The organism is Brevibacillus sp. GCM10020057, from assembly GCF_042683565.1.
Classification (GTDB): domain Bacteria; phylum Bacillota; class Bacilli; order Brevibacillales; family Brevibacillaceae; genus Brevibacillus.
In genome coordinates this window covers 1-20276 of record NZ_JBHUJW010000044.1, presented here as the reverse complement: position 1 = coordinate 20276, position 20276 = coordinate 1, and the positions used below count along the sequence as shown (strand labels likewise).

Sequence of the window (20276 nt, the reverse complement as noted above, 5' to 3'; positions counted from 1 at the left end):
CTCAAACTCCCCCATCATGTGCCCGAATTCCGCAGATCTTGGTTCATTTTCCGGACTTGCGGCTTTCTTTTTCCTTTTGCCGCTCGCGAAAACGGCGCACCTTCATGAGATTGCCGCACATCTTGTCATCGCACCAGCGGCGTGCGCGGTTGCGGCTCTCGTCAAAATAAACCCATTGGCAATCCGGATTGTCACATATTTTCAGGCGGCTGACTTCTTCGTACACGAGCAGATCGGCGAAAGAGCGGGCGATCCGGGCCATGACCAGCTCCCATCCGCCTACGGGGCACCTCTCCTCCAGTCGGTATCCGCCCTTCGCGTCCTCCAGCAGCTGCGGATGCGAAGGCGCCAGTGCCAGCGCCTGATTCAGAGCCGCCAAATCGTCAGACAACAAAGCCTCCCTGCGAACGACAGACTCCGTCATCCTTCTCATGCTCTCCCGCAGCGCCAGCAGCTCGGCGCAGGTCTTGCTACCAGCGGGAAGCGGCGCCTGCAAATCCCAATGCTGCAAAAAGGAATCCAGCCACTCTGCCTTTTCCAGCCGGTTTTCCCTGCGTCCCGACCCCCTCCAGTCGCGCCAATCGCTGTTCAAAAAATCAATGCACAGCCATTCCACCTCTGCTACCCCCATCCATTTGCCAAACCGAACATTTCCGACTTGTTTCCAGTTACAGGATATGTTATCCTACATCTTGTAACCATCGTTTTCATTTTAGATGGTTACAAATCATTACCTTTTGCATCATTATAACGTTTCGCCCATCTGTTTCACAGACGAGGAGGATGAACATGAGCCGTAAAGCTTTGCTGCTGCAAAACTGGGAGTACACGTATGAACAGGAGGGCTGGTACCCGCCTTTGCGCGATGCCCTCTCTGGCTTGACCGCCGCCCAGGCGAGCTGGCGCCCCGCCGGTGAAGCCGCCAATACGATCTGGGAAACCGTCAGTCATCTGCTGTTTTTCAAGGAGCGGCTGATGCACCGGCTCGCAGGCACCCCTTTTCCGCTCACAGCGGAAACCAACGAAGATACGTTCGTCCCGTCCGGCGGCCCCGAGGATGAAGATGCCTGGCAAGCGACGCAGGAGCGCATGGCTACGGTGCACCGCCAGCTTCGGGAACAGCTGTCCGCCCTGTCCGAGGAAGAGCTGGACCAAAAAGATACCGCCCAAAGCTTCATGAACCTCATCCTGCACGACGCCTGTCACACCGGACAGATCATCCAGATTCGCAAGCTGCAAGGCTCCTGGCCTGCCAGACGCACTTTTCAATAATAACTGGAAAAAGCATCCGCCCATGAAGCAGGCCGTCGGGGGTATTCCTCGGCGGCCTGTTCGTCCCGCAAAATCAGTAAACTGAATTTTTTCCCTATCCTGTTTTCCTTATTGCGTAATGCCAAACAATCATATATAGTTTAACAGTAACTCAATTTCATAGATGTTATCCTCATCTTTCACGGTGAGGATAGAGGTCGCGGCTTTTATAGTATCCTGCACGAGATTCAGACGAAATCTAAGACTGCAGGAGAGGGAAAAGCCGCCGAAGTCCATCGTGTATCGCTGTGCACATGGGCTGGGGCTGTTCTCGAAAGGGACAGAACTGTCACGTTTGCTTGCCGGGCAAACGTGGTGCGCTATCTTCAGTGAAGGCTTGGTGGGGATTGGATCATACCGCCCTTGGCCGTTTTTTGGCTTGTGGCGGTTTTTTCGTTTCCGACCTTCCTTCCGTACAAAACAATCTTGAGAAAGGTCGTGCAACACGCAATGTCAGAAAACAAACTGCAACGTGGGCTCAAAGCTCGCCACCTGACGATGATCGCCATCGGCGGCTCCATCGGTACGGGATTGTTCCTCGCGAGCGGCGGCTCCATTCATACTGCCGGACCCGGGGGTGCTTTGGCTGCCTACATCGCCATCAGCATCATGGTCTACTTTTTGATGACCAGCCTGGGCGAGATGGCTGCCTTCATGCCTGTCTCCGGCTCCTTCAGCACTTATGCCACCCGCTTCGTCGATCCGTCCCTGGGCTTTGCGCTCGGCTGGAACTACTGGTACAACTGGGCCATTACCATCGCCGTCGAACTGTCGGCTGCAGCCCTCATCATGAAATACTGGCTCCCGGATGTGCCTTCGATCGTCTGGAGCGCCCTGTTCCTCTTCCTGATGTTCCTGTTGAACGCCCTGTCGGTGAAATCGTACGGCGAATCGGAATACTGGTTTGCTCTCATCAAAGTCATTACTGTAATCGTCTTTATCGCCATCGGTGTACTGATGATCTTCGGCATCATGGGCGGCGAGGCTGTCGGCTTTGCGAACTTCACCAAAGGGGACGCGCCGTTCAACGGCGGCTTCATGGCGATCCTTGGGGTCTTCATGATCGCCGGGTTCTCCTTCCAGGGGACAGAGCTCGTCGGGGTAGCGGCGGGAGAGAGCGAAAATCCTGCGCGCAACATCCCCAAAGCGATCCGGCAAATCTTTTGGCGCATCCTGCTGTTCTACATCCTGGCGATTCTGATCATCGGCCTGCTCGTCCCGTACGACAACCCGAACCTGATCAGCGGCGACATCACCGACATCGCCATCAGCCCGTTTACCATCGTGTTTGAAAAGGCAGGCTTCGCGTTCGCAGCCTCCGTCATGAATGCGGTCATTCTCACGTCCGTCCTGTCCGCCGGCAACTCCGGCATGTACGCTTCCACTCGCATGCTGTGGGTGCTCGCCAAGGAAGGCAAGGCGCCGAAGTGGTTCGCCAAAGTCACCCGCAACGGCGTGCCGATCAACTCCCTGATCGTGACGGCTCTCGTCGGAGCATTGGCTTTCCTGTCCTCGCTTTTCGGGGACGGTGCCATCTACATCTGGCTGTTGAACGCTTCCGGGATGTCCGGCTTCATCGCCTGGCTGGGGATTGCCGTCAGCCATTACCGCTTCCGCCGGGCGCTGCTTGCCCAAGGCCGCGATCTGACCGAGCTGCCGTACCGCGCGAAATGGTTCCCGATCGGGCCGATTTTCGCCTTCATCATTTGCTGCGTAGTCATCGTCGGGCAAAACTACACGGCCTTTACCGGCGAGACGATCGACTGGTACGGCGCACTCGTGTCCTACATCGGCCTGCCCCTGTTCCTGATCGTATGGCTGGCCTACAAATACACAAAGAAAACCAGGCTGGTCCCCCTCGACAAGGTAGATTTCAGCATGGATGAAAACACGCATTAAAAAAAAGCTCCTGGCCCATCCGTGACACTGACGGGTGGCAAGGAGCTTCTTTATTTTGCCGGAAGCGCTCCGCGTCCAGCTGATTGCCTTTCCGCTTATTTTTTCAGCCGGTACGGAACCGTCGCGATCTTCACATCTTGTCGTGCGAACAAATACGCCCGCAAAAACAGGCTGGTCTGGTTGTGCAGCAAATTATGCCACCAGCGCTTGGTAATAAACTGCGGAATCATCACCGTCACGTGATCTGTTTCCGCCTTTTTCCACTCTACCGTGTCGATGAACCTGAACAGCGGCTTGATGATGCTGCGGTAGTGGGAGCGCAGCACGATCAGACGTACGCCTGGATTCCACTGGTTCCACTTCTCCTCCATCTTCTTCATGTCTTCGTCCGTGAACCCGACGTAGACCGCCACGATGTCGTCTGACAAAGACTGTGCATAGCTGATCGTATTTTTCACGACCTGCGAGATGCCCGCCACCGGAATGACGATGACGCTGCCTTTGGGCTCCGGCTTGTCGGTGTGAATATCAAGCCGCAGTTCATCCGCCAAATCTGTATAGTGCTCGTTGATTTTCCGAAAAATAAAAATAACAATCGGCAGAAAAACAAAGATCGCCCACACCTGGGTAAATTTCGTAATGAGGAAGATCAGGCAAATCGTCAAGGTCGTCAGCATCCCGATCGTATTGATGAGAAACGGCGTGAACCAGCCCCTCGGCTTGTTCGTCACCCAGCGCTTCATCATCCCCGCCTGTGAGAGCGTAAACGGGATAAAGACGCCGAGTGCGTACAGCGGAATGAGATTTTCCGTCCTTCCCCCGAAGGCAATGATCAGGATGGCAGACAGGATGCCCAGAAAAATAATCCCGTTGGAGAAGCCCAGTCTGTCCCCGCGCACCATGAACATGTTTGGCATGAACCGGTCCTTTGCCAGCATAAACGCGAGCAACGGAAAGGCCGCAAACGCCGTATTGGCCGCCAGAAACAAAATGAGCGCTGTGACCGCCTGGATGAAGTAGTAAATGATCCCTCTCCCGAAAACCGCAGAGGCAATTTGCGAGACGACTGTTTCCCTGGCATGGGGCGCGATGCCGTAGATGTAGGCCAATAGGCTGATGCCCATGAACATGACACCGAGAATCAGCCCCATCATGATCAAGGTGGCCGCCGCATTTTTCGGCGCGGGATGACGGAAGTTCGGGATCGCGTTCGAGACCGCTTCGACCCCGGTCAACGCCGAGCAGCCGGAACTGAACGCACGCAGCAGCAAAAACATCGTGATGCCCGGGACAGCCGCTCCGTACACCGGCGCATGTGCCTGTACGTGGCCGGTCAGCCATTGGTAAGTCCCGCCCGCGATCAGGATGAAAATGGCAATGACGAACAGGTACACGGGATACATCAGGATCGTCGCCGACTCCGTGATCCCCCGCAAATTGAGGATCGTCACTGCGGTAATCATGAGCAGCGCGATCAGGATGCGATGGTCATGCAGACTCGGAAAGGCCGATGTGATGGCGTCCGTAGAAGCTGATGTGCTCACCGCCACAGTCAAAATGTAATCCACAAGCAAAGAGCCGCCCGCCACCAATCCCGCAGAGGTGCCGAAGTTGTCCTTGGCTACGATGTACGCCCCGCCGCCCGTCGTGTAAGCAAAGATCGTCTGCCTGTAGGACAGGATCAGTATTGTTAAAAGTCCCACAACCGCTATCGAAATGGGGATCGAATACCACAGCGCAACCGCTCCCAGCGTAACGAGCACCAGCAAAATTTGTTCGGTTCCGTAAGCTACCGATGACAAGGCATCGGATGAGAGCACCGCTAACGCTTTTACTTTCGACAGTTTTTCTTCCCCCAGCTCGTTTGATTTCATCGGTCTGCCGATTAAAAATCGTTTGAATGCCGAGATCATGTCTATTCCCCTCACCAGCATATTTGTTTCTGTTAGTTTCCCCTGTTTTCCGGACAATTCACTGACAGTACGCTCCAGTAATCCCTTCCCTCCTGAAAAAATGGAACAAAAAAGAAGCCGAGCGAGAAGAACTCACTTGGCTTCCAGGCATAGCAAAAAAACTATGTCGTTATCGCAAAAGGTAAGGTTGCTTCTCTCATACGCTTACGGAGTTAGCTGACGGATTCGGGTGGAAGAGTCACCCTACTCGATTGCTCGAGATTCACCCCATGCGACTCGGACTTGCAGCCGCTGTTGGTTCCCCCGTTCCCTGATCGGGACTCAGCGATTCGGATCTTGTAGTTGTTCATCACGAAACAAATATTACTCCCGAAGCCACCGATTGTAAAGAGCAAGCCCCGCTTATTTTTTTGCACAGGCTGCTCGAAACAAGTGGCGCGGTACTCTTACGGCCTCACCCACGCGCCGGGCGGCCTACGCCAACTTTGCCAGCAACCGTTCCATCCGCTCCAGCGCCTTTTTCAGCTGCTCCATAGAAGTCGCGTACGAGCAGCGGATGTGGCCGTTTCCGCTTTCGCCGAACACGTCGCCAGGGACGACTGCGACCTTTTCCTCCAGCAGCAGCTTTTCGGCAAACGCCGCCGAGCTAAGTCCGGTCGACGCGATGGATGGAAAGGCGTAGAAAGCGCCGTCCGGCTCGTGGCAGCTGAGACCGATCTGGCGGAAGCCGTCGACGACGAAATTGCGGCGCTGACGGTAGCTCTCGATCATCCGCTCCATGTCGCTTCGTCCGTGCCGCAGCGCCTCCAGGGCAGCCATCTGGGCCATCGTCGGCGCGCACAGCATCGTGTACTGGTGTATTTTCAGCATCCCCTCCAAAAGGTCAGGGGTGGCGCAAACGTAGCCGAGCCGCCAGCCAGTCATGGCGAAGGCTTTGGAAAAGCCGGAGATGAGAATGGTCCGCTCCTTCATGCCTGGCAACGCCGCGATGCTGTCGTGCATGCGGCCGTACGTCAGCTCCGCGTAGATTTCGTCGGAGATGACCAAAAGATCGTGCTTCTCGATGATCGGCAGCAAAGTCTTCCACTCGTCTGCCGTCATCGTGCCGCCGGTCGGATTGTTCGGGTAGCAGAAGATGATCGCCTTGGTGCGCTCGGTAATGCGCTTTTCCAGTTCGTCCGGCGTCAGCTTGAAGTTGTTTTCCATCTTGGTCGTAAGAAACACCGGCACGCCGCCCGCCAGACGAATGACCGGCTCATAGGACACGTAACAAGGCTCCACAACCAGCACCTCGTCGCCCGGATCGAGGATGGCGCGCAGGGCGATGTCGATCGCTTCGCTCGCCCCGACCGTCACCAGAATCTCGTTTTCCGGATGGTAGCTGACGGAAAAGCGTTCCTCCAGATACTTCTGGATCTCCACCCGCAGCTCCAGCATGCCTGCGTTGGAGGTGTAAGCGGTGTGGCCGCGCTCCAGGGACGAGATCGACGCCTCCCGCATGCGCCACGGAGTGACGAAGTCCGGCTCCCCGACGCCAAGGGAAATGACGCCTTCCATCGAGGCAGCCAGGTCAAAAAAGCGGCGTATCCCGGATGGCTTCAGCGATGCGACTGTAGACGACAAACGGCTTTTCACGGACAATTGCGTACTCATGGAGTTACCACCATTCTGCGATCTTCATCGCGATCTTCAAGTTCGATTCCATCATGCTTGTAACGTTTCAAAATAAAGTGAGTGGCTGTCGAGACGACGGAATCGAGCGTCGCCAGCTTTTGCGAGACGAACGTTGCGACCTCGCGCATCGTCTTGCCTTCCAGTACCACGGACAGATCGTAGCTCGCCCCGGACATCAGGTATACTGCCTTCACTTCCGGGAAACGGCAGATGCGCTCCGCGACCTCGTTAAACCCAACGTCCCGCTTCGGTGTCACCTTCACGTCGATCATCGCATTGACGTACGGATGATCCTCCACCCGCTCCCAGTTGATCAAGGCCGGATATTTGACGATGACCTTCTCCGCTTCCAGTGCGGCGATTGCCTGCTCGATCACCTCGGTCGGCTCCGCCAGCATTTTGCCGATCTGCTCGGCAGAAATGCGGCTGTCCTCTTCCAGCAGGTGCAAAAGCTCCCGTTGTTTTTTGGAATCCATAACCCACCACTCCATTCCTCTCTCGTCTGAATTTCTTGTCAAAAAATCAAAAAGCCCCAGCAATCGAACCATGTTTCCATGAAATCGATTGCTGAGGCGAAGGTATCGCGGTACCACTCAGCTTCTTTTCCTTTCTCACAAAAGGAAAACTCGTGCAGTCACAACTGACATGCGCCTGGTAACGAAGGCTACTCGCTGCTTTCTACTCGCGTTTCAAAAGCAGGGCTCCAAGGTGGCTTTCAAAAAGAGTTCGCGGCCGCCCTCCCAGCAATCAGGCGGCTCTCTGGACGTCAAATCCCTTTTCTACTTTCCTTTTCACGGCGTTTCTTCCGTATGGGTTGTGCTCGTTTTAATGTAACAGATTATAGAAAGGTTTTTGCCTATTGTCAACCGACAACTTCCTGGGAGGGGGCGCTCCTTTCTCTCCGCTGCCGGTTGTCACCATCGCTTTTTTTGGCTTTAATGGAGAAAATAACGCTTCAGGATAAGGAGAGACTTCGTGATGAAAACGCCGCTTTCCGACATTTTCGATGAACATCGCATCGGCCACCCCTCTGCTGTCCCCATGAACGAGCTGCTGGCGAAAGCCGCCAGTGAGCAGCTGCCCCCGGCATCCAGCGACACCGAACGTATTCTTTTTCTCGCTATCGACATGCAGAACGACTTCATGGAAGGGGGCGAGCTGGCGGTCCCGGGCTCGCATCGCGACGTCGCCAATGCCGCCCGCTTTCTCTACAACCACATGGACAAAATTACCCGTATCGCCGTCTCGCTGGACACCCATCAGCCCCGGCAAATTTTCCACCCGCTCTGGTGGGTTGATGAATCCGGCAACCATCCCGCCCCGTTTACGATCATCACGCCGGAAGCCGTGGAGAGCGGGGCATGGCGCGCTGTCTGGCATCCCGAAGAAAGCGCGGACTACGTGAAAAAGCTCGCAGAGGGAAGCAAAAAAGCACTGTGCATCTGGCCGTACCACTGCCTCGAAGGGACGTACGGCGCCGCCCTGGAAAGCCAGTTTGCCAATGTCGTGTTCTTTCATGCGGTCGCCCGCCAGTCGACGCCGCTGCGCATCGTCAAAGGCAAGGAGCCGACGAGCGAAATGTACGGCATCATCCAGCCGGAGGTCGCTCCCGAAGGCACGGAAGGCAACCTCGAGCTATTGCGCGAGCTGAAACAGTACGACCGCATCTTCGTGGCAGGCGAAGCCAAATCGCACTGCGTGCTGGAATCGCTGCGGCAGATTCTTGCGCATTACGCCTCCGACCGAGACCTGACCTCGCGCATCACGGTGTTGTCCGACTGCATGAGCCCCATCCCCGGCTTTGAGGCGAGCACGGAAGAAGCGTTTGCCAAATGGCAGGAGCTGTATGGCATCACGGTCACGACATCGGCAAAATGCCAGCTGTAAAAGCAGTCGGGGACGCCGCCAGCCCGTCCATGCCATTCATGGCAAAAAAAAATCAGGCCATAAAGGCCCAAAAAAGCTGAGTTAGCAAAACGATGACCGTAAACGAAATAAACACAGACGTCGTCGGCAGCTGGATCGGAGCCTCGATCTTCGGGTCGAGCAGCCGCTGAATCCGGTAGTTGATCGCAGTATCCGCGAAGGAGACGTGTGCGGCCTGCATGACGGCCGCCGGCTGCCTTTGCTTGAGCAGCTTCAACAGCGCCCTGCCCAGATCGGCCATGCCCCCCGTCTGCTCCATCGCATGGCGGTCTGCCAGCACCTCCCGCACCACTTTATAGTGCGCGTGAATATGTTTTAGCACCGGCAAATACCAGAATACCGCCGACAGCAAGGAGAGCAGAAACACCTTCAGCGGATCTGCATGCGCCGCATGGAACGACTCGTGGTGGATGACCGCTGCCAGTTCTTTTTCATCCAGCAACTCCAGCAGCCCGGTCGACAGGACAATCCGGCGGCGGCGCAGCCCCACGGTAAACGCGAGCGGCTCCCGACTGCTCACCACGTATACATCGCCCTTGCCGCTGCGGTAAAGACGGTTCACGCGGGCAGTCTGCCGCTCGTCCAGGCATTGCAAAAGCTGCGCGTCAAAACGGCGGCACAGCCGAATCTGCCTGACAGTCTTCCACCACGCCCAGGCAAAGCTGTACAGCACCAGCGTATCGAGCGCATAGCCCCCCCAGGTAAAGCCAAGCGAGTGGATCGTCGTTTTGCACAGTTGCAGGAAGTTAAAATGCAAGTCCCATCCCATCAACGTGCAAAACAAATACATGCCCATTTGAATATAGACGAGTGCAGCCAGCAACAGACCCGACAAAAAGAGCATTCGCGATCGATTTTCCCACATGGTCTATTTTCCCTTTTTCAAGTGATTGATTTTCTCTTCCAGCTTCTCCAGCAGCTCGGGATCGACTTCTTCCAGTTCGTCGAGCATATGGCTGACCGCGAGCGAGCCGAACTCCTCCATCAACTCGTGCGTCAGTTCCCTGGACTGATTGTTGATAAAGTCCTCCCTGGATTGCACCGGCTGGAACAGCGATGTGCGCCCTGCCGCCCGCTTTTGCAAAAAGCCTTTTTCCACAAGCCTGTTCATCACGGTCATGACCGTATTGAAATTGACCTGCCTGTCCACTTCCAGCTTCTGCTGCACGTCTTTGATGCTCAGCTCGTTTTGCTGCTGGCGTCCGTCCCACAAAATTTCCATAATTTTCGCTTCGAGCGGACCAAAAAAGCGATTCAGGCCGCTCTCTTTCATCTTAAAGTGCTGCAGTTTCATTGCACTCACCTCACACTACCAATAGTAGTGTTCACTTTCGGTCAAGTCAACAGGCCCAAGACTTTTCGCGCTCCGGGCCTATGGAAACAACTCCCTTGCGCACGCATGCGAAAACGCGGCCCTCCAGAAAAACTGGCTGCCGCGTTTTCCTATCCCCAGCGCACCTACTGCCTGTGCAAAAAACGTTCAAAGTCCGCCGCCGCAAGCGGTCGGCTGAAAAAATAGCCCTGGCCGTGCAGACAGCCGTTTTGCTGCAAAGACTCTGCCTGGTCGTCCAGCTCGATGCCTTCCGCAATGACGTTCATCTGCAGGCTTTCTGCAATGGTGACGATCGCCTTGACGATCGCCTGACTCTCCTGATTGTGGTGAATATCCCGAATAAACGAAGCGTCGATCTTGATCGTATCGACCGGGAGACTCTTGATGTAACTGAACGAGCTGTAACCTGTCCCGAAATCGTCGATGGAGATGTGAATGCCTGCCTCGCGCAGCTGCTGGAGGACGGCGGTCGCTTCCTCCATTTTCACAAAAATGCTCTCCGTGATCTCCAGCTCGAGCCATTCCGCCGGCAATTGCACCTCCTGCAGGATCGCCTTGATTCTCTCCACCAGATCCTTCTGGTAAATTTGCCTCGCCGACAGATTGACCGACACCTTGAGCCGATGTCCCTCGTCCAGCCACTTCTTGTTCTGTGCGCACGCCTCGCGCAAAATCCATTCGCCCAGCTCGACGATCAGCCCTGTCTCCTCGGCGATCGGGATGAACTTCCCTGGAGAAATGATGCCCAGTTCCGGATGGACCCAGCGCACGAGCGCCTCCATGCCCGTCAGCTCCTGCGTGGCAATTTCCATTCTCGGCTGGTAATAAATCTGGAACTGCTTCTTCTCGATCGCTTTGCGCAGCTCGTTTTCCATCAGGATGCGCTCCAGCGACCTGGCCTCCATCGCCGGATCGAACAGGGAAAAGCGGTTGCGGCCCTGCGCTTTGATCGCATACAAGGCCGTATCTGCCCGTTTCAGCAAATCTTCTGCATTGTCTCCATCCTGCGGGAACAAAGATATCCCGATGCTGCAGGAAATCGTTATGAGATGGCCGTGCAACTCGAACGGCTGCTGGAACTGGCTGATGATCTGCATGGCGAGCTGCTGTACCTGCTCGGTATCATTGACGCTGACCAGGAGCGTAAACTCGTCTCCTCCCAGCCGCGCCACCATGTCTGTGGGCTGCACGCATGCCGAAAGCCGTCTTGCCACCTCGATCAGCAGCAGGTCGCCGACATCGTGTCCGTACGAGTCGTTGATGTCCTTGAAGCGGTCCATGTCCAGGAACAGAACGGCCAGCTTCGACTGAAAGCGTTTGGCGAGAACGATTTCCTTGGTCATGTGCTGAATGTACATCCTGCGATTCGGCAAATCGGTCAGCGAATCGTGGTACGCCAGGTGATGGATCTTCTCCTCCGACAGCTTGCGTTCCGTAATATCGCGTGTCACGAGAAGCAGATTGGCAACATTCCCGGACTTGTCGAGGATCGGATTGAGCTTCGTCTCCGTCCAGACCGGGGTCGTCCGTTCAGTCTTGAGCCGGCATTCTGCCATGTAGCCTTTTCCTGTGGAATAGGCATAGTGGATCGCGTAGGTCATGATCTCCCTGTCTTCCTCTACGATCCACTCCAGCAGGTTGTGAAACCGGTCTTCCGGTACATCGCCCTCCCAGATCGTCCGGTGGGAAGGAGAGGTGTACAGGAAATCCCCGTCGCCATTGATGATGGAAATGATGTCCGACGTATTCTCCGCGATGATGCGATACTTTTCTTCGCTCTTCAGCAATTCCTCCTCCATCTGCTTGCGCGCCGTGATGTCGTTGCGGATGGAGATGTATTGATAGATGCGCCCCTCATAATCGATAAAAGGCACAATCGTCGTGTCGACCCAGTACAGCGAGCCGTCCTTGGCACGATTGCGAATTTCCCCGCGCCATATTTTTCCCGAGGTGATTGTCTTCCACATCTCCGTGAAGAAGCTTTTCGGATGATGGCCGGAATTCAGCAGGCTGTGATCCTGTCCGATCAGCTCGGAGCGGCTGTACTTCGAGATTCGGCAAAACTGGTCGTTCGCGCTCAGGATGATGCCCCGATGATCCGTGATGGCGACAATCGAGGACTTGTCCAGCGCCCTCCGGATGTCCGCCAGCTCGAGCAAGGCCAGCTTCAGCCGTTCGTCTTTTTCTTGCAACAGATCTCCCCAATCTTGCGGTGAGAGTTGCATTACTGCCTCATTTTTCATCTTTCTATCCCCAGATCCCATGATTTTCAGAAATGGATGCAGGAAGATGCACGCGATAAATCCACTTCAAAAAGTTTCCCCTGCCCAAGATGGCTTCATTGTAGCATGAATCATGCCAAGTTCAATGTCGGCACATGGGCGGTTTTGCGACATTTTCCCGCTCTATTCTTTTCCCACAGCTTCGGCATGCATGCTCATGCTGTATTTTGCATGGCTTGTTTCTTTTTCAAAATCCATCTCATTAACCATAGTTGCAAGAAGCCTCCTGCCAGCAGAAGGACGCCTAAGACTAGGTACATTGTTTCTCCGCCAAAGTTGACAAATACGACTCCAGATGCAAATGGCCCTATGAATCTAGGTATCTGCATATACATGCCAAATATGGAAAAGTAACTCCCTCGCTGATCTGCCGGTGCCAGAAGGGAGACAAATTTCTGGAGATGACTTATCCCAATCATCTCAGCTAATGAGAATACTGCTTCTGTCAGAATCAGAAACCAGAAAGTTGAACCAAAGCCATACCCAATGGCAACAAGCCCAAAAAACATATAGGCGAGGAAGATCAGATTGACGGAGGAATGTTTCTCCGTTTTCTTTGAGATCCACACCATTAAAGTAATGACCATGACTGCATTGACCGTCAACATGGTTGATAAAATCGTCATATGATTCCCAAAGTTCGACTTCAAATGAAGGGGGAACGTAGTCTCCACTTGGGCGTACAGCAATCCGACTGGTACCGCCAGTAAAGTGAAGAGGTATAGATGTTGATTCTCAACAAACGGTAACTTCTCGGCAACAGATAATTCCTTTCGCGCTTCCTTTGGCAAAGTCTCAGGTACTTTCCACCAAACGACCAGAGCATATAACCCAAAGGCGATAGCCGCTGACGCAAACACAACAGCTTGATTCCAGTGAAAAACCGCCAAACCGATTAATGGGCCAATCGCTGGACCAACGTTAAACGCGGTGTGTAAAAGCGCGAATATTTCGTCTCTTTTGCTTGGTGGTACGATATCGGTGATCTGGGCATTCGCAGCTGGAACGAACAGCGGTACACCAAAACCATTCAAGAAACTCAGCAGCGCGAACTCCCAAATCGAATCAGCAAAGATAAATCCAGTCATCGAAACCGTCTGAACCAGTAATGAAATGATCATCACAGGCTTTCGTCCGAAACGATCAGCTAATCCTCCTCCCGCCAAGCTCATCGCGATGCCTGCTAATGGTTGCAGACCGACGACGAAAAATGGCAACAAAATCGATCCATCCAATTTTTCATACAAGTTTCATATCGCCCTCCATTTTGCTGGATAATCTCTATGAATCCCTCCATCACCTTGTGTGTTTCTATAGACAGCCGCTGAAAGACACCAAGCGGGATTCCCTACAGGAATCCCGCCCAACAATCCGGCAACAATTTCCATTCATACAACGGGACCAGAAGCCAACGCCGGATGAAAGCGGCGCATGGCAAAAAAAGCCCGCTGCAAAGCAGAAATTGGCTGCGAAATTTATTGATCGAATCCCCATAGTCAGACAATTTACGGCAGTCTGGTAGAAACTTTCAGGCCATATCCCTGAGATTATATGAGGCTTTTGATATTTATAGCCGTATTATACACAAAATGGCAATGATGTAAATGTTTTATTTGGCGATCCATCACGCCTGGGACCATCCCTCGCCCCGCCTTTGCATGGCTATGTACAAAAAAACAGCAGATGCACAGGCACCTGCTGTCGATTCGCTTCCTCTCAACCGGCGGCCTTCTCCGCTGTCTTTCCCCGCAGCCGCGAACGGAATATGAACTTGATGAGCGAAGGCACGACCAGAAAAATGAACAACGTACGGAACAGCTGGTAGCAGATCACTACCGACATGTCGGCGTGGACTTCCTTGGCGATAATGCCCATCTGGTCCATCCCGCCGGGAGAAAGCCCCAAAAAGGCAGTGAGAAGGGACACGTCGTGCAATCGGGTCAGCAAGTAGCTGATCCCCAGCGAGCAGCCGATCAGGACGATCCCGCTCAGGAAGGCCAGGACCGTGATAGACAGCTTGTTCTTCAACTGTTCCGGCTTGAGCAGCAGTCCGATGTAGCAGCCGATCATCAACTGCGACGCGTTCAGCAGGACGGATGGAAGCTGCGGCCCGGCGAAACCGGACAAATTGATGAGGATGGTAGATATCATCGGGCCGAGAAAAAAGGCAGACGGAAAGCGTACCTTTTTTCCCAGAATGGCGCAGGCCGGACAGACGACGGCGTACACCAGAATGTTCGGGAACAGGCCGTTCCAGCTTCCCGCCGCTTTCTGCAAATCGGCTGCATGCTGCATCCCTTCCAGACCGAAGAACGGACTGAAAATCAGCAGCGGCACGAAAAAAATAACCATCAGCAGACGAGACACCTGCAGAAACGTGACGACGGTCAGATCCACTCCTTCGATCTCCTCCGCGAGCGGGAGCATCTGACTTAGCCCACCGGGGATGCTCCCCAGCAGAACGGTCGGAAACGGGATCGACGCCGCCTTGGACACCAGAAAGCCGATCCCCATCGCACCAAGCAGCACCATGGCTGTGAGCAAGATCATGGAAAGCAGCTGCTGGCCGATCTGCTGCAGCGCGGCCATGGTAAAGGACAGACCGATGGTATAGCCGACCATGATGATCGCCGAGTCGCGGAGCGCTCCCGGCCAGTAAGGGGTAAACGACTTCCAAAGCCTGCTTCCCGCGAGCGAAAACAGCATGGGTCCTAGCAGCCACGGAATCGGCAGGTGCATCACTTGAAAGGAAAAGCCCCCCAGCAGCCCGATGAACAGGGTGAGCAGAAACGAGACAAAGCGTTTCTTCGCCATCTTACTTCACCGACGCCGTAATTTCCTCGAGCCGCTGCTTTACATCGCCTTTGAAAATGCCGCCGTGGTAGCAAACGACCGTCTCAATCGGCAGCTCCAAGAGCTTTTTCAAGGATTGTACCGCCGTCTCCATATCGGGCGTGGCTTGCGCTCGCGGCCCTTGCAGCTGACCGTCCTCGACGACCATCGCATCGCCTGCGATCAGCGTCCGGCTGGGCTCGTGGAACAGGCAAATATGCCCCGGCGTATGTCCCGGTGTATGAATCACCCGCAGTCCACCCCCGAAAGGCAGCCGCTCTCCATCCGCGATGACGTGCGTCACATTCTCTCCGTTTTCCCCGGAGAACGTCTTCTCGAATTCGTTCCGTTGTTTTTCCGGCAGCGCCTGGAGAATGCCGTCACGCATCTGGGAATTCAATTTGAGAAAAGGGGCCTTGCCGTCAATAGCCGGCTTGTCGTCCGCATGCGCGTACACGGCGAGCGGTCCGTCCGCTTCTGCCAGAAAATGCGGCAGGCTCCCTACATGGTCGATATCCTGATGAGTCAAAATAACAGAGCGCAGTCCAGCCGCAGGAATCCCTGCCTGCCCGATCTGCTCCATGATCGTCGCGTAGCAGCCAGGCATGGCCGTATCCACAAGCACGCTTTCGTTTGCATCGTATACAACTACCGGATAGATGACCATCTTCCTCGTCCCGAGGTCAAACGTCAGCTCCAGCATTTCCAGTCCTTCGGCAATTTTCATCGGTTTCCCCTCCTGATTTCCGCCCCAAAACTTACGAGTTCATTATATGACCCATGAGTTTTTTCTGTCAATTCCATATATTGACCTTGCGAACCGCGCATGTCAGAATACGGAGGGGTGAGTGCAATGGATGACGGAAAAAAACAGCAGATTCTCCGCACAGCCATGCAGGTCTTCAAGGAAAAAGGCTACACAGCCGCTTCCATGCAGGAGATCGCGGAAGCGTGCGGGATGGCAAAAGCCAGCATCTACAAATATTTTCCTTCCAAAGAAGATTTGTTCACCGAAGTGTTCGTCGCCTGCCACCAAACGATGTTCGACCAGGCGCGGGAACTGGACATGGCGGCCCAGGCGAGCAGCATGCAGCCCAAAGAACGCTTGCAGCAGCAGATACAGTTCCAACTGCAGTACATGCTGGAAAACTACTTTTTCATGTTTGAATTCAAGGAGCTTCCCGTCACGGAAAACGAGAGGTTTATTCAGGCCTGGAAGAAAAAGCGCGTCACCTTGCTCACCTGGCACAAGAACTGCTTTATGGAAGCGTACGGGGAGCGCATCGAACGGCACGTCTGGGACATCGTCGCCATCTTCCGGGGGATTTTGCGCGAGTATTTGTTTCACTCAGTCCAAAAGGTGATCGCGCTGCCCATGTCCGAGTTGGCTGCGTTTGTCGTCGCACGCATGGATGCGGTCATTCGCGATATGCTCGAGACCGACTCGGCTCCGATCTTGAAGAAGAGCCACATCCACTTTAACGACCTGAATCCGATAGACGAGTCGAGCCGCCAGGAGAACATCCGCGAATTTTTGCTCGCCGTCGAGGCCGCGATCCGGGGGCTTTCGCGTAACGAATCTGTTCGTCAGGAACTGCTGGAGGTGCTCGGTCTTTTGCAGCGGGAGCTCGATCAGGATTCGCCGAACCGCACGCTCGTCCAGGTGTACACGACCTATCTGGAAACCGTCGCCGAGCTGCGCCCGCTCGTCCGCCAACTGCGCTTGATGCTCTCTTGAGGCTTCCAGCGTACTGCCGACAATCCGTATCGTCGTTTTTTGGCCAGGCTCTCCGGCTCCCCCTGCTTCCTCTTCTAAAAAAAGGCGCGCGACAGCATAAAAAAACTCCAGCGAACAATGCCGCTGGAGTTTATTTCAATGCTTTATGCAAAAAAGATTTCGTCCGCTCAGACTGCGGATTCTCAAACAACTGCCGGGGTTCCCCTGCCTCGATGAACTCGCCGTTGTCCATGAACATCACCTTGCTTGCCACTTCCCGCGCAAACCCCATCTCATGCGTCACGACTATCATCGTCATATGCTCCCGGGCGAGCTGCTTGATGACTTGCAGCACTTCTCCCGTCAGCTCCGGGTCGAGGGCAGACGTCGGCTCATCGAACAGCAGGATGTCCGGCTCCATCATCAAGGCCCGGGCAATCGCAACCCGCTGCTTCTGCCCACCGGAGAGCTTGGCCGGGAAATGGTCGGCTTTGTCCGCCAGCCCTACTTTCTCCAGCAGCTCGATGCTTTTTCTGCGAACCGCATCTGCCGGCACCCCTTTTACGATGCGCGGGGCAAGCTCCAGATTGTCCCGAACGGTCAGGTGAGGGAACAGATTGAAATGCTGGAAGACCATGCCCATCCGGGAGGTGATCCGCCTGATCTGCTGCGGACTTGCATAGACGCCGTCGCGCACGAGGTCCTCCCCCTGCACGCGGATCGTTCCCCCGTTCACCTGCTCCAGGTAGACCAGGCTGCGCAGCATCGTGCTCTTGCCGGAGCCGGAGGGCCCGATGACGGCCACCACGTCGTTTTTGTTCACTTCAAAGCTGACATCCTTCAAGACTTCCAACGCCCCAAACGACTTTCTCATCCGGGAGACTTGTATGATCGCCATTTCTCGCCAATCCTTTTACTCAAATTTAAAGCGTCTTTCCAGCCATTTGAACAGCACGGTCAACAGCAGCGTCATCAGCAAATAGATGATGCCGGCAATAAAAAACGGGACGATCGTAAAATCGCGATTCACCGCTGTCTCCGCATAGTGCAAAAGCTCCGGCACAGCGACGGCATAGAGCAGCGCCGTATCCTTCACCAGCGTGATCGACTCGTTCGAGACCGCCGGCAGCGCCACGCGAAACATTTGCGGCAAGATGATTCTGGACGTCGTCTGCCATTTGCTGAAGCCCAGCACCTGCGCCGCCTCGTACTGACCCTTGTCGATCGCCAAAAGACCGCCGCGGAAAATCTCCGCAAAATACGCCGCATAGTTCAAAACGAACCCGATGCACGCCGCCACGAACCTATCGAACACCAAATAATCACCGACACCGGGCAAAAGCGGCAGGCCGAAGCAGATAAACAGCAGCTGCAGCAATAGCGGCGTTCCGCGCATGACGTAAATGTACGTCTGGGCAAGCCACGCGACTGCCTTGAAGCTGCTCTTCGCCATCAAGGTGATGACGAAGCCGAGCGGAATGGAGAGCACAATCGCGATGAGAAACAGTAAAATCGTCATCTGTGCGCCTTCCACCATCGGCTTGGTAATGTTGAGAATGTATTCTACGCTCATACTGGCATGCTCCTACTATAGAAACTTGGAAGAAACTTGGAAAACGGCCCTTTGGCTCCCGCCGTTTGCGGACAAAAACGCGGCTTCGCCGAAGTGCGGCGAAGCCTGGCCTGGACTGCCCGATTGCTTACTTCAATACCCGATTTTCTCCGAACCATTTCTCCGAGATTTTCGCTGCCGTTCCATCTTCATTCATGGCATCCAGCGCTTTTTGCAATTCATTCAGCAAGGCTTCGTTGCCTTTTTTCACGCCGACCCCGTACTCTTCCGGTGCGAGCGACTCATCCAGCACCTTGAACGTGCCTTTGTCTTTTGCCATGTAATAGTCGGCTACGATCTGGTCGATGACGACGGCATCTACGCGCCCGATTTTCAGGTCGCTCAAGGCAAGCACGTTGTCCGGGTACTCCGTAACGGCTTTGACCTTGCTTTTCACTTCGCTGGCGTCGAAGGCGTCTGCTGCCGAGGACAGCTTCTGCAGCCCGACGTTTTTGCCGGCCAAATCGTCCAGCTTGGCTATCTCGGACTTCGCCAAGGTCACGATGACCTGCGCGTTTTTCAAATACGGCTTGGTGAACAATACTTTTTGTTTGCGCTCGTCGGTAATGGTATATCCATTCCAGATCAGGTCGATCCGGCCGCTGTTCAACTCGGATTCTTTGGCGCTCCAGTCGATCGTTTGAAAGATGGCCTCTTTGCCCATTTTCTCCGCCGCAGCGCGGGCATAGTCAATATCAAAGCCGACAAGTTCGTTCTTGTCATCGCGGAAGCCCATCGGCGCAAATTTGTCATCGATCCCGATGATCAGTTGGTTGCCGTTTCCACCGGTTTTGCCGCTGGAGCAGCCCACGACCAGCGACAGCACAGCGGCAAGCATGATAGAAATGGCTGCAAAACTTTTCATGATGATCCCCCTAAGACCTGTTGTTTACTCTAGTAAAGTGGTAACACGTTAACAAAGTCTCATAATAGCACATCATCGATGAATTGTCGAGGAAGTTTAGCAAATTTAAACATTGCAATCTGTTCCAACCGTGGAGCATTCGTCTGGTGTATCAGCGAATGCATGTTTTTCTCTTCTGGCCGATTCCGCCCGCGTTCCGCCACTTTGCGAATGTAATCCGCAGCACGCGGCACCTTGCACGCCGCCTGCCCCATGTCCACCCGCATTACGAAATACAGGAAAGAGGTGGTCAGGTGGTCAATAATTAGATGAATATTCACAAAAAGGTTCCATCCTTCAAAAAGAATGAAACCTTTGCCTGGTTCGGTTGATTTCGTTTGCAAGCTAACGTTGATAGCCCAGTGTTCAACTATTTTTTGAGAGCAGATTTAAGTTCTTGAAGTTGATTTTTTATTTCCTGATCAATCCGCTCTTTATGTTTAATAAATGCAAGAACTTTAACCCCTACATAAACAACGAAAATATAGAAAATGAGAGGGGCTAACAAAAAAAAGTAACTTGATAATCCAGTATCGAAACGAATCATGAAGACTCCTCCTTATAGTTTTTTGCACACATTTGATTCAAGCATTCCAAAGCGTAGAAAGCAGCTAACAGGGAGGGCTGACCATCTTTCATAAAAGTGAAACCTCCGCTTGGAATTAACAGACTATCAACATATTGGCTTACCTTTTCTTATTTTTTCTTATTTTCGATAAATGTAAATCCAGTTCCTTCATAATTAACAAAATATAGATTCATCACCATAACCCGTGCTAGACATTGAAAAAACGCAGATGTTCCTCTATCGTGGGAGTTGTCGAGACAACCACTGAAAAGGAGGAAATCTGCGTTGTGCCTTGATTTTAGCAC

At 54.0% G+C, this 20276-nt stretch carries 19 protein-coding genes, 3 riboswitches and 1 other annotated feature; of the genes, 4 read left to right on the top strand and 15 right to left on the bottom strand.

The window, feature by feature from the left end; genetic code table 11:
- Nucleotides 1-43 precede the first annotated feature (43 nt).
- Nucleotides 44-616, bottom strand: coding sequence for a CGNR zinc finger domain-containing protein (locus tag ACFSO0_RS19445; protein WP_376883311.1), 573 nt, complete (start codon nt 614-616; stop codon nt 44-46).
- A gap of 173 nt (nt 617-789) precedes the next feature.
- On the opposite strand from ACFSO0_RS19445, the gene ACFSO0_RS19440 reads away from it, so the two are divergent.
- Both ACFSO0_RS19440 and ACFSO0_RS19435 read left to right on the top strand, forming a co-directional pair.
- Nucleotides 790-1272, top strand: a complete 483-nt coding sequence (locus ACFSO0_RS19440; RefSeq protein ID WP_376883310.1) for a DinB family protein — start codon at nt 790-792, stop codon at nt 1270-1272.
- Nucleotides 1273-1455: 183 nt separating this feature from the next.
- A riboswitch (Lysine riboswitch) is annotated at nt 1456-1642 on the top strand.
- Nucleotides 1643-1761: 119 nt separating this feature from the next.
- Entirely contained in the window at nt 1762-3210 is a 1449-nt protein-coding gene (locus ACFSO0_RS19435) for an amino acid permease (protein WP_376883308.1), read from the top strand.
- 95 nt (nt 3211-3305) lie between these two features.
- Here ACFSO0_RS19435 and ACFSO0_RS19430 read toward each other — a convergent pair whose 3' ends face one another.
- The 3 genes from ACFSO0_RS19430 to ACFSO0_RS19420 all read right to left on the bottom strand — a co-directional run bounded on the left by ACFSO0_RS19430 (nt 3306) and on the right by ACFSO0_RS19420 (nt 7273).
- Nucleotides 3306-5123, bottom strand: a complete 1818-nt coding sequence (locus ACFSO0_RS19430; protein WP_376883307.1) for an APC family permease — start codon at nt 5121-5123, stop codon at nt 3306-3308.
- A 186-nt stretch (nt 5124-5309) separates the two neighbouring features.
- Nucleotides 5310-5460, bottom strand: a riboswitch (cyclic di-AMP (ydaO/yuaA leader).
- A 137-nt stretch (nt 5461-5597) separates the two neighbouring features.
- A complete protein-coding gene (locus ACFSO0_RS19425; RefSeq protein ID WP_376883306.1) occupies nt 5598-6776 on the bottom strand; it encodes an aminotransferase in 1179 nt (392 codons plus the stop codon).
- Entirely contained in the window at nt 6773-7273 is a 501-nt protein-coding gene (locus ACFSO0_RS19420) for an Lrp/AsnC family transcriptional regulator (RefSeq protein ID WP_376883305.1), read from the bottom strand. Before ACFSO0_RS19420 ends, ACFSO0_RS19425 begins: the two co-directional genes overlap by 4 nt.
- Nucleotides 7274-7362: 89 nt before the next feature.
- Nucleotides 7363-7601: a binding site (T-box leader), on the bottom strand.
- 174 nt (nt 7602-7775) lie between these two features.
- Between ACFSO0_RS19420 and ACFSO0_RS19415 the strand changes: the two genes are divergently transcribed.
- Complete coding sequence (locus ACFSO0_RS19415; protein WP_376883303.1) at nt 7776-8684, top strand: cysteine hydrolase family protein; 909 nt, start codon at nt 7776-7778, stop codon at nt 8682-8684.
- Nucleotides 8685-8736: 52 nt separating this feature from the next.
- Here ACFSO0_RS19415 and ACFSO0_RS19410 read toward each other — a convergent pair whose 3' ends face one another.
- The 6 genes from ACFSO0_RS19410 to ACFSO0_RS19385 form a co-directional block, all read right to left on the bottom strand.
- Nucleotides 8737-9588, bottom strand: coding sequence for a M56 family metallopeptidase (locus tag ACFSO0_RS19410; RefSeq protein ID WP_376883301.1), 852 nt, complete (start codon nt 9586-9588; stop codon nt 8737-8739).
- Between the two features lie 3 nt (nt 9589-9591).
- Nucleotides 9592-10017 (bottom strand): BlaI/MecI/CopY family transcriptional regulator, encoded by a 426-nt coding sequence (locus tag ACFSO0_RS19405; protein ID WP_376883299.1) that lies wholly within the window; start codon nt 10015-10017, stop codon nt 9592-9594.
- Between the two features lie 164 nt (nt 10018-10181).
- Nucleotides 10182-12299 carry a bifunctional diguanylate cyclase/phosphodiesterase gene (locus tag ACFSO0_RS19400; protein WP_376883297.1) on the bottom strand — a complete coding sequence of 706 codons (2118 nt, stop codon included), beginning with the start codon at nt 12297-12299 and terminating at the stop codon, nt 10182-10184.
- Between the two features lie 194 nt (nt 12300-12493).
- Nucleotides 12494-13585 (bottom strand): MDR family MFS transporter, encoded by a 1092-nt coding sequence (locus ACFSO0_RS19395; protein WP_376883295.1) that lies wholly within the window; start codon nt 13583-13585, stop codon nt 12494-12496.
- 226 nt (nt 13586-13811) lie between these two features.
- Nucleotides 13812-13913, bottom strand: a riboswitch (purine riboswitch).
- Between the two features lie 141 nt (nt 13914-14054).
- A complete protein-coding gene (locus tag ACFSO0_RS19390; protein WP_376883293.1) occupies nt 14055-15152 on the bottom strand; it encodes an AbrB family transcriptional regulator in 1098 nt (365 codons plus the stop codon).
- Nucleotide 15153: 1 nt separating this feature from the next.
- Nucleotides 15154-15897, bottom strand: a complete 744-nt coding sequence (locus tag ACFSO0_RS19385) for an MBL fold metallo-hydrolase (RefSeq protein WP_376883291.1) — start codon at nt 15895-15897, stop codon at nt 15154-15156.
- 126 nt (nt 15898-16023) lie between these two features.
- On the opposite strand from ACFSO0_RS19385, the gene ACFSO0_RS19380 reads away from it, so the two are divergent.
- Nucleotides 16024-16908 carry a TetR/AcrR family transcriptional regulator gene (locus tag ACFSO0_RS19380; RefSeq protein ID WP_376883289.1) on the top strand — a complete coding sequence of 295 codons (885 nt, stop codon included), beginning with the start codon at nt 16024-16026 and terminating at the stop codon, nt 16906-16908.
- 130 nt (nt 16909-17038) lie between these two features.
- On the opposite strand, the gene ACFSO0_RS19375 is transcribed toward ACFSO0_RS19380, so the two are convergent.
- The 5 genes from ACFSO0_RS19375 to ACFSO0_RS19355 form a co-directional block, all read right to left on the bottom strand.
- Complete coding sequence (locus ACFSO0_RS19375) at nt 17039-17785, bottom strand: amino acid ABC transporter ATP-binding protein (RefSeq protein ID WP_376883287.1); 747 nt, start codon at nt 17783-17785, stop codon at nt 17039-17041.
- Nucleotides 17786-17800: 15 nt separating this feature from the next.
- On the bottom strand, nt 17801-18460 hold the full coding sequence (locus ACFSO0_RS19370) for an amino acid ABC transporter permease (RefSeq protein ID WP_376883285.1): 660 nt from the start codon (nt 18458-18460) through the stop codon (nt 17801-17803).
- A gap of 127 nt (nt 18461-18587) precedes the next feature.
- Nucleotides 18588-19364 (bottom strand): amino acid ABC transporter substrate-binding protein, encoded by a 777-nt coding sequence (locus ACFSO0_RS19365; RefSeq protein ID WP_376883283.1) that lies wholly within the window; start codon nt 19362-19364, stop codon nt 18588-18590.
- A gap of 59 nt (nt 19365-19423) precedes the next feature.
- Nucleotides 19424-19684, bottom strand: coding sequence for a hypothetical protein (locus tag ACFSO0_RS19360; protein ID WP_376883281.1), 261 nt, complete (start codon nt 19682-19684; stop codon nt 19424-19426).
- Nucleotides 19685-19773: 89 nt separating this feature from the next.
- Nucleotides 19774-19950 carry a hypothetical protein gene (locus ACFSO0_RS19355; protein ID WP_376883279.1) on the bottom strand — a complete coding sequence of 59 codons (177 nt, stop codon included), beginning with the start codon at nt 19948-19950 and terminating at the stop codon, nt 19774-19776.
- Nucleotides 19951-20276 lie beyond the last annotated feature (326 nt).

Coding starts and splice junctions, on each gene's coding strand:
- ACFSO0_RS19440 (WP_376883310.1), top strand. CDS start 790: ATGAGCCGTAAAGCTTTGCTGCTGCAAAACTGGGAGTACACGTATGAA.
- ACFSO0_RS19435 (WP_376883308.1), top strand. CDS start 1,762: ATGTCAGAAAACAAACTGCAACGTGGGCTCAAAGCTCGCCACCTGACG.
- ACFSO0_RS19430 (WP_376883307.1), bottom strand. CDS start 5,123: ATGATCTCGGCATTCAAACGATTTTTAATCGGCAGACCGATGAAATCA.
- ACFSO0_RS19425 (WP_376883306.1), bottom strand. CDS start 6,776: ATGAGTACGCAATTGTCCGTGAAAAGCCGTTTGTCGTCTACAGTCGCA.
- ACFSO0_RS19420 (WP_376883305.1), bottom strand. CDS start 7,273: ATGGATTCCAAAAAACAACGGGAGCTTTTGCACCTGCTGGAAGAGGAC.
- ACFSO0_RS19415 (WP_376883303.1), top strand. CDS start 7,776: ATGAAAACGCCGCTTTCCGACATTTTCGATGAACATCGCATCGGCCAC.
- ACFSO0_RS19410 (WP_376883301.1), bottom strand. CDS start 9,588: ATGTGGGAAAATCGATCGCGAATGCTCTTTTTGTCGGGTCTGTTGCTG.
- ACFSO0_RS19405 (WP_376883299.1), bottom strand. CDS start 10,017: ATGAAACTGCAGCACTTTAAGATGAAAGAGAGCGGCCTGAATCGCTTT.
- ACFSO0_RS19400 (WP_376883297.1), bottom strand. CDS start 12,299: ATGAAAAATGAGGCAGTAATGCAACTCTCACCGCAAGATTGGGGAGAT.
- ACFSO0_RS19390 (WP_376883293.1), bottom strand. CDS start 15,152: ATGGCGAAGAAACGCTTTGTCTCGTTTCTGCTCACCCTGTTCATCGGG.
- ACFSO0_RS19385 (WP_376883291.1), bottom strand. CDS start 15,897: ATGAAAATTGCCGAAGGACTGGAAATGCTGGAGCTGACGTTTGACCTC.
- ACFSO0_RS19380 (WP_376883289.1), top strand. CDS start 16,024: ATGGATGACGGAAAAAAACAGCAGATTCTCCGCACAGCCATGCAGGTC.
- ACFSO0_RS19375 (WP_376883287.1), bottom strand. CDS start 17,785: ATGGCGATCATACAAGTCTCCCGGATGAGAAAGTCGTTTGGGGCGTTG.
- ACFSO0_RS19370 (WP_376883285.1), bottom strand. CDS start 18,460: ATGAGCGTAGAATACATTCTCAACATTACCAAGCCGATGGTGGAAGGC.
- ACFSO0_RS19365 (WP_376883283.1), bottom strand. CDS start 19,364: ATGAAAAGTTTTGCAGCCATTTCTATCATGCTTGCCGCTGTGCTGTCG.
- ACFSO0_RS19355 (WP_376883279.1), bottom strand. CDS start 19,950: ATGATTCGTTTCGATACTGGATTATCAAGTTACTTTTTTTTGTTAGCC.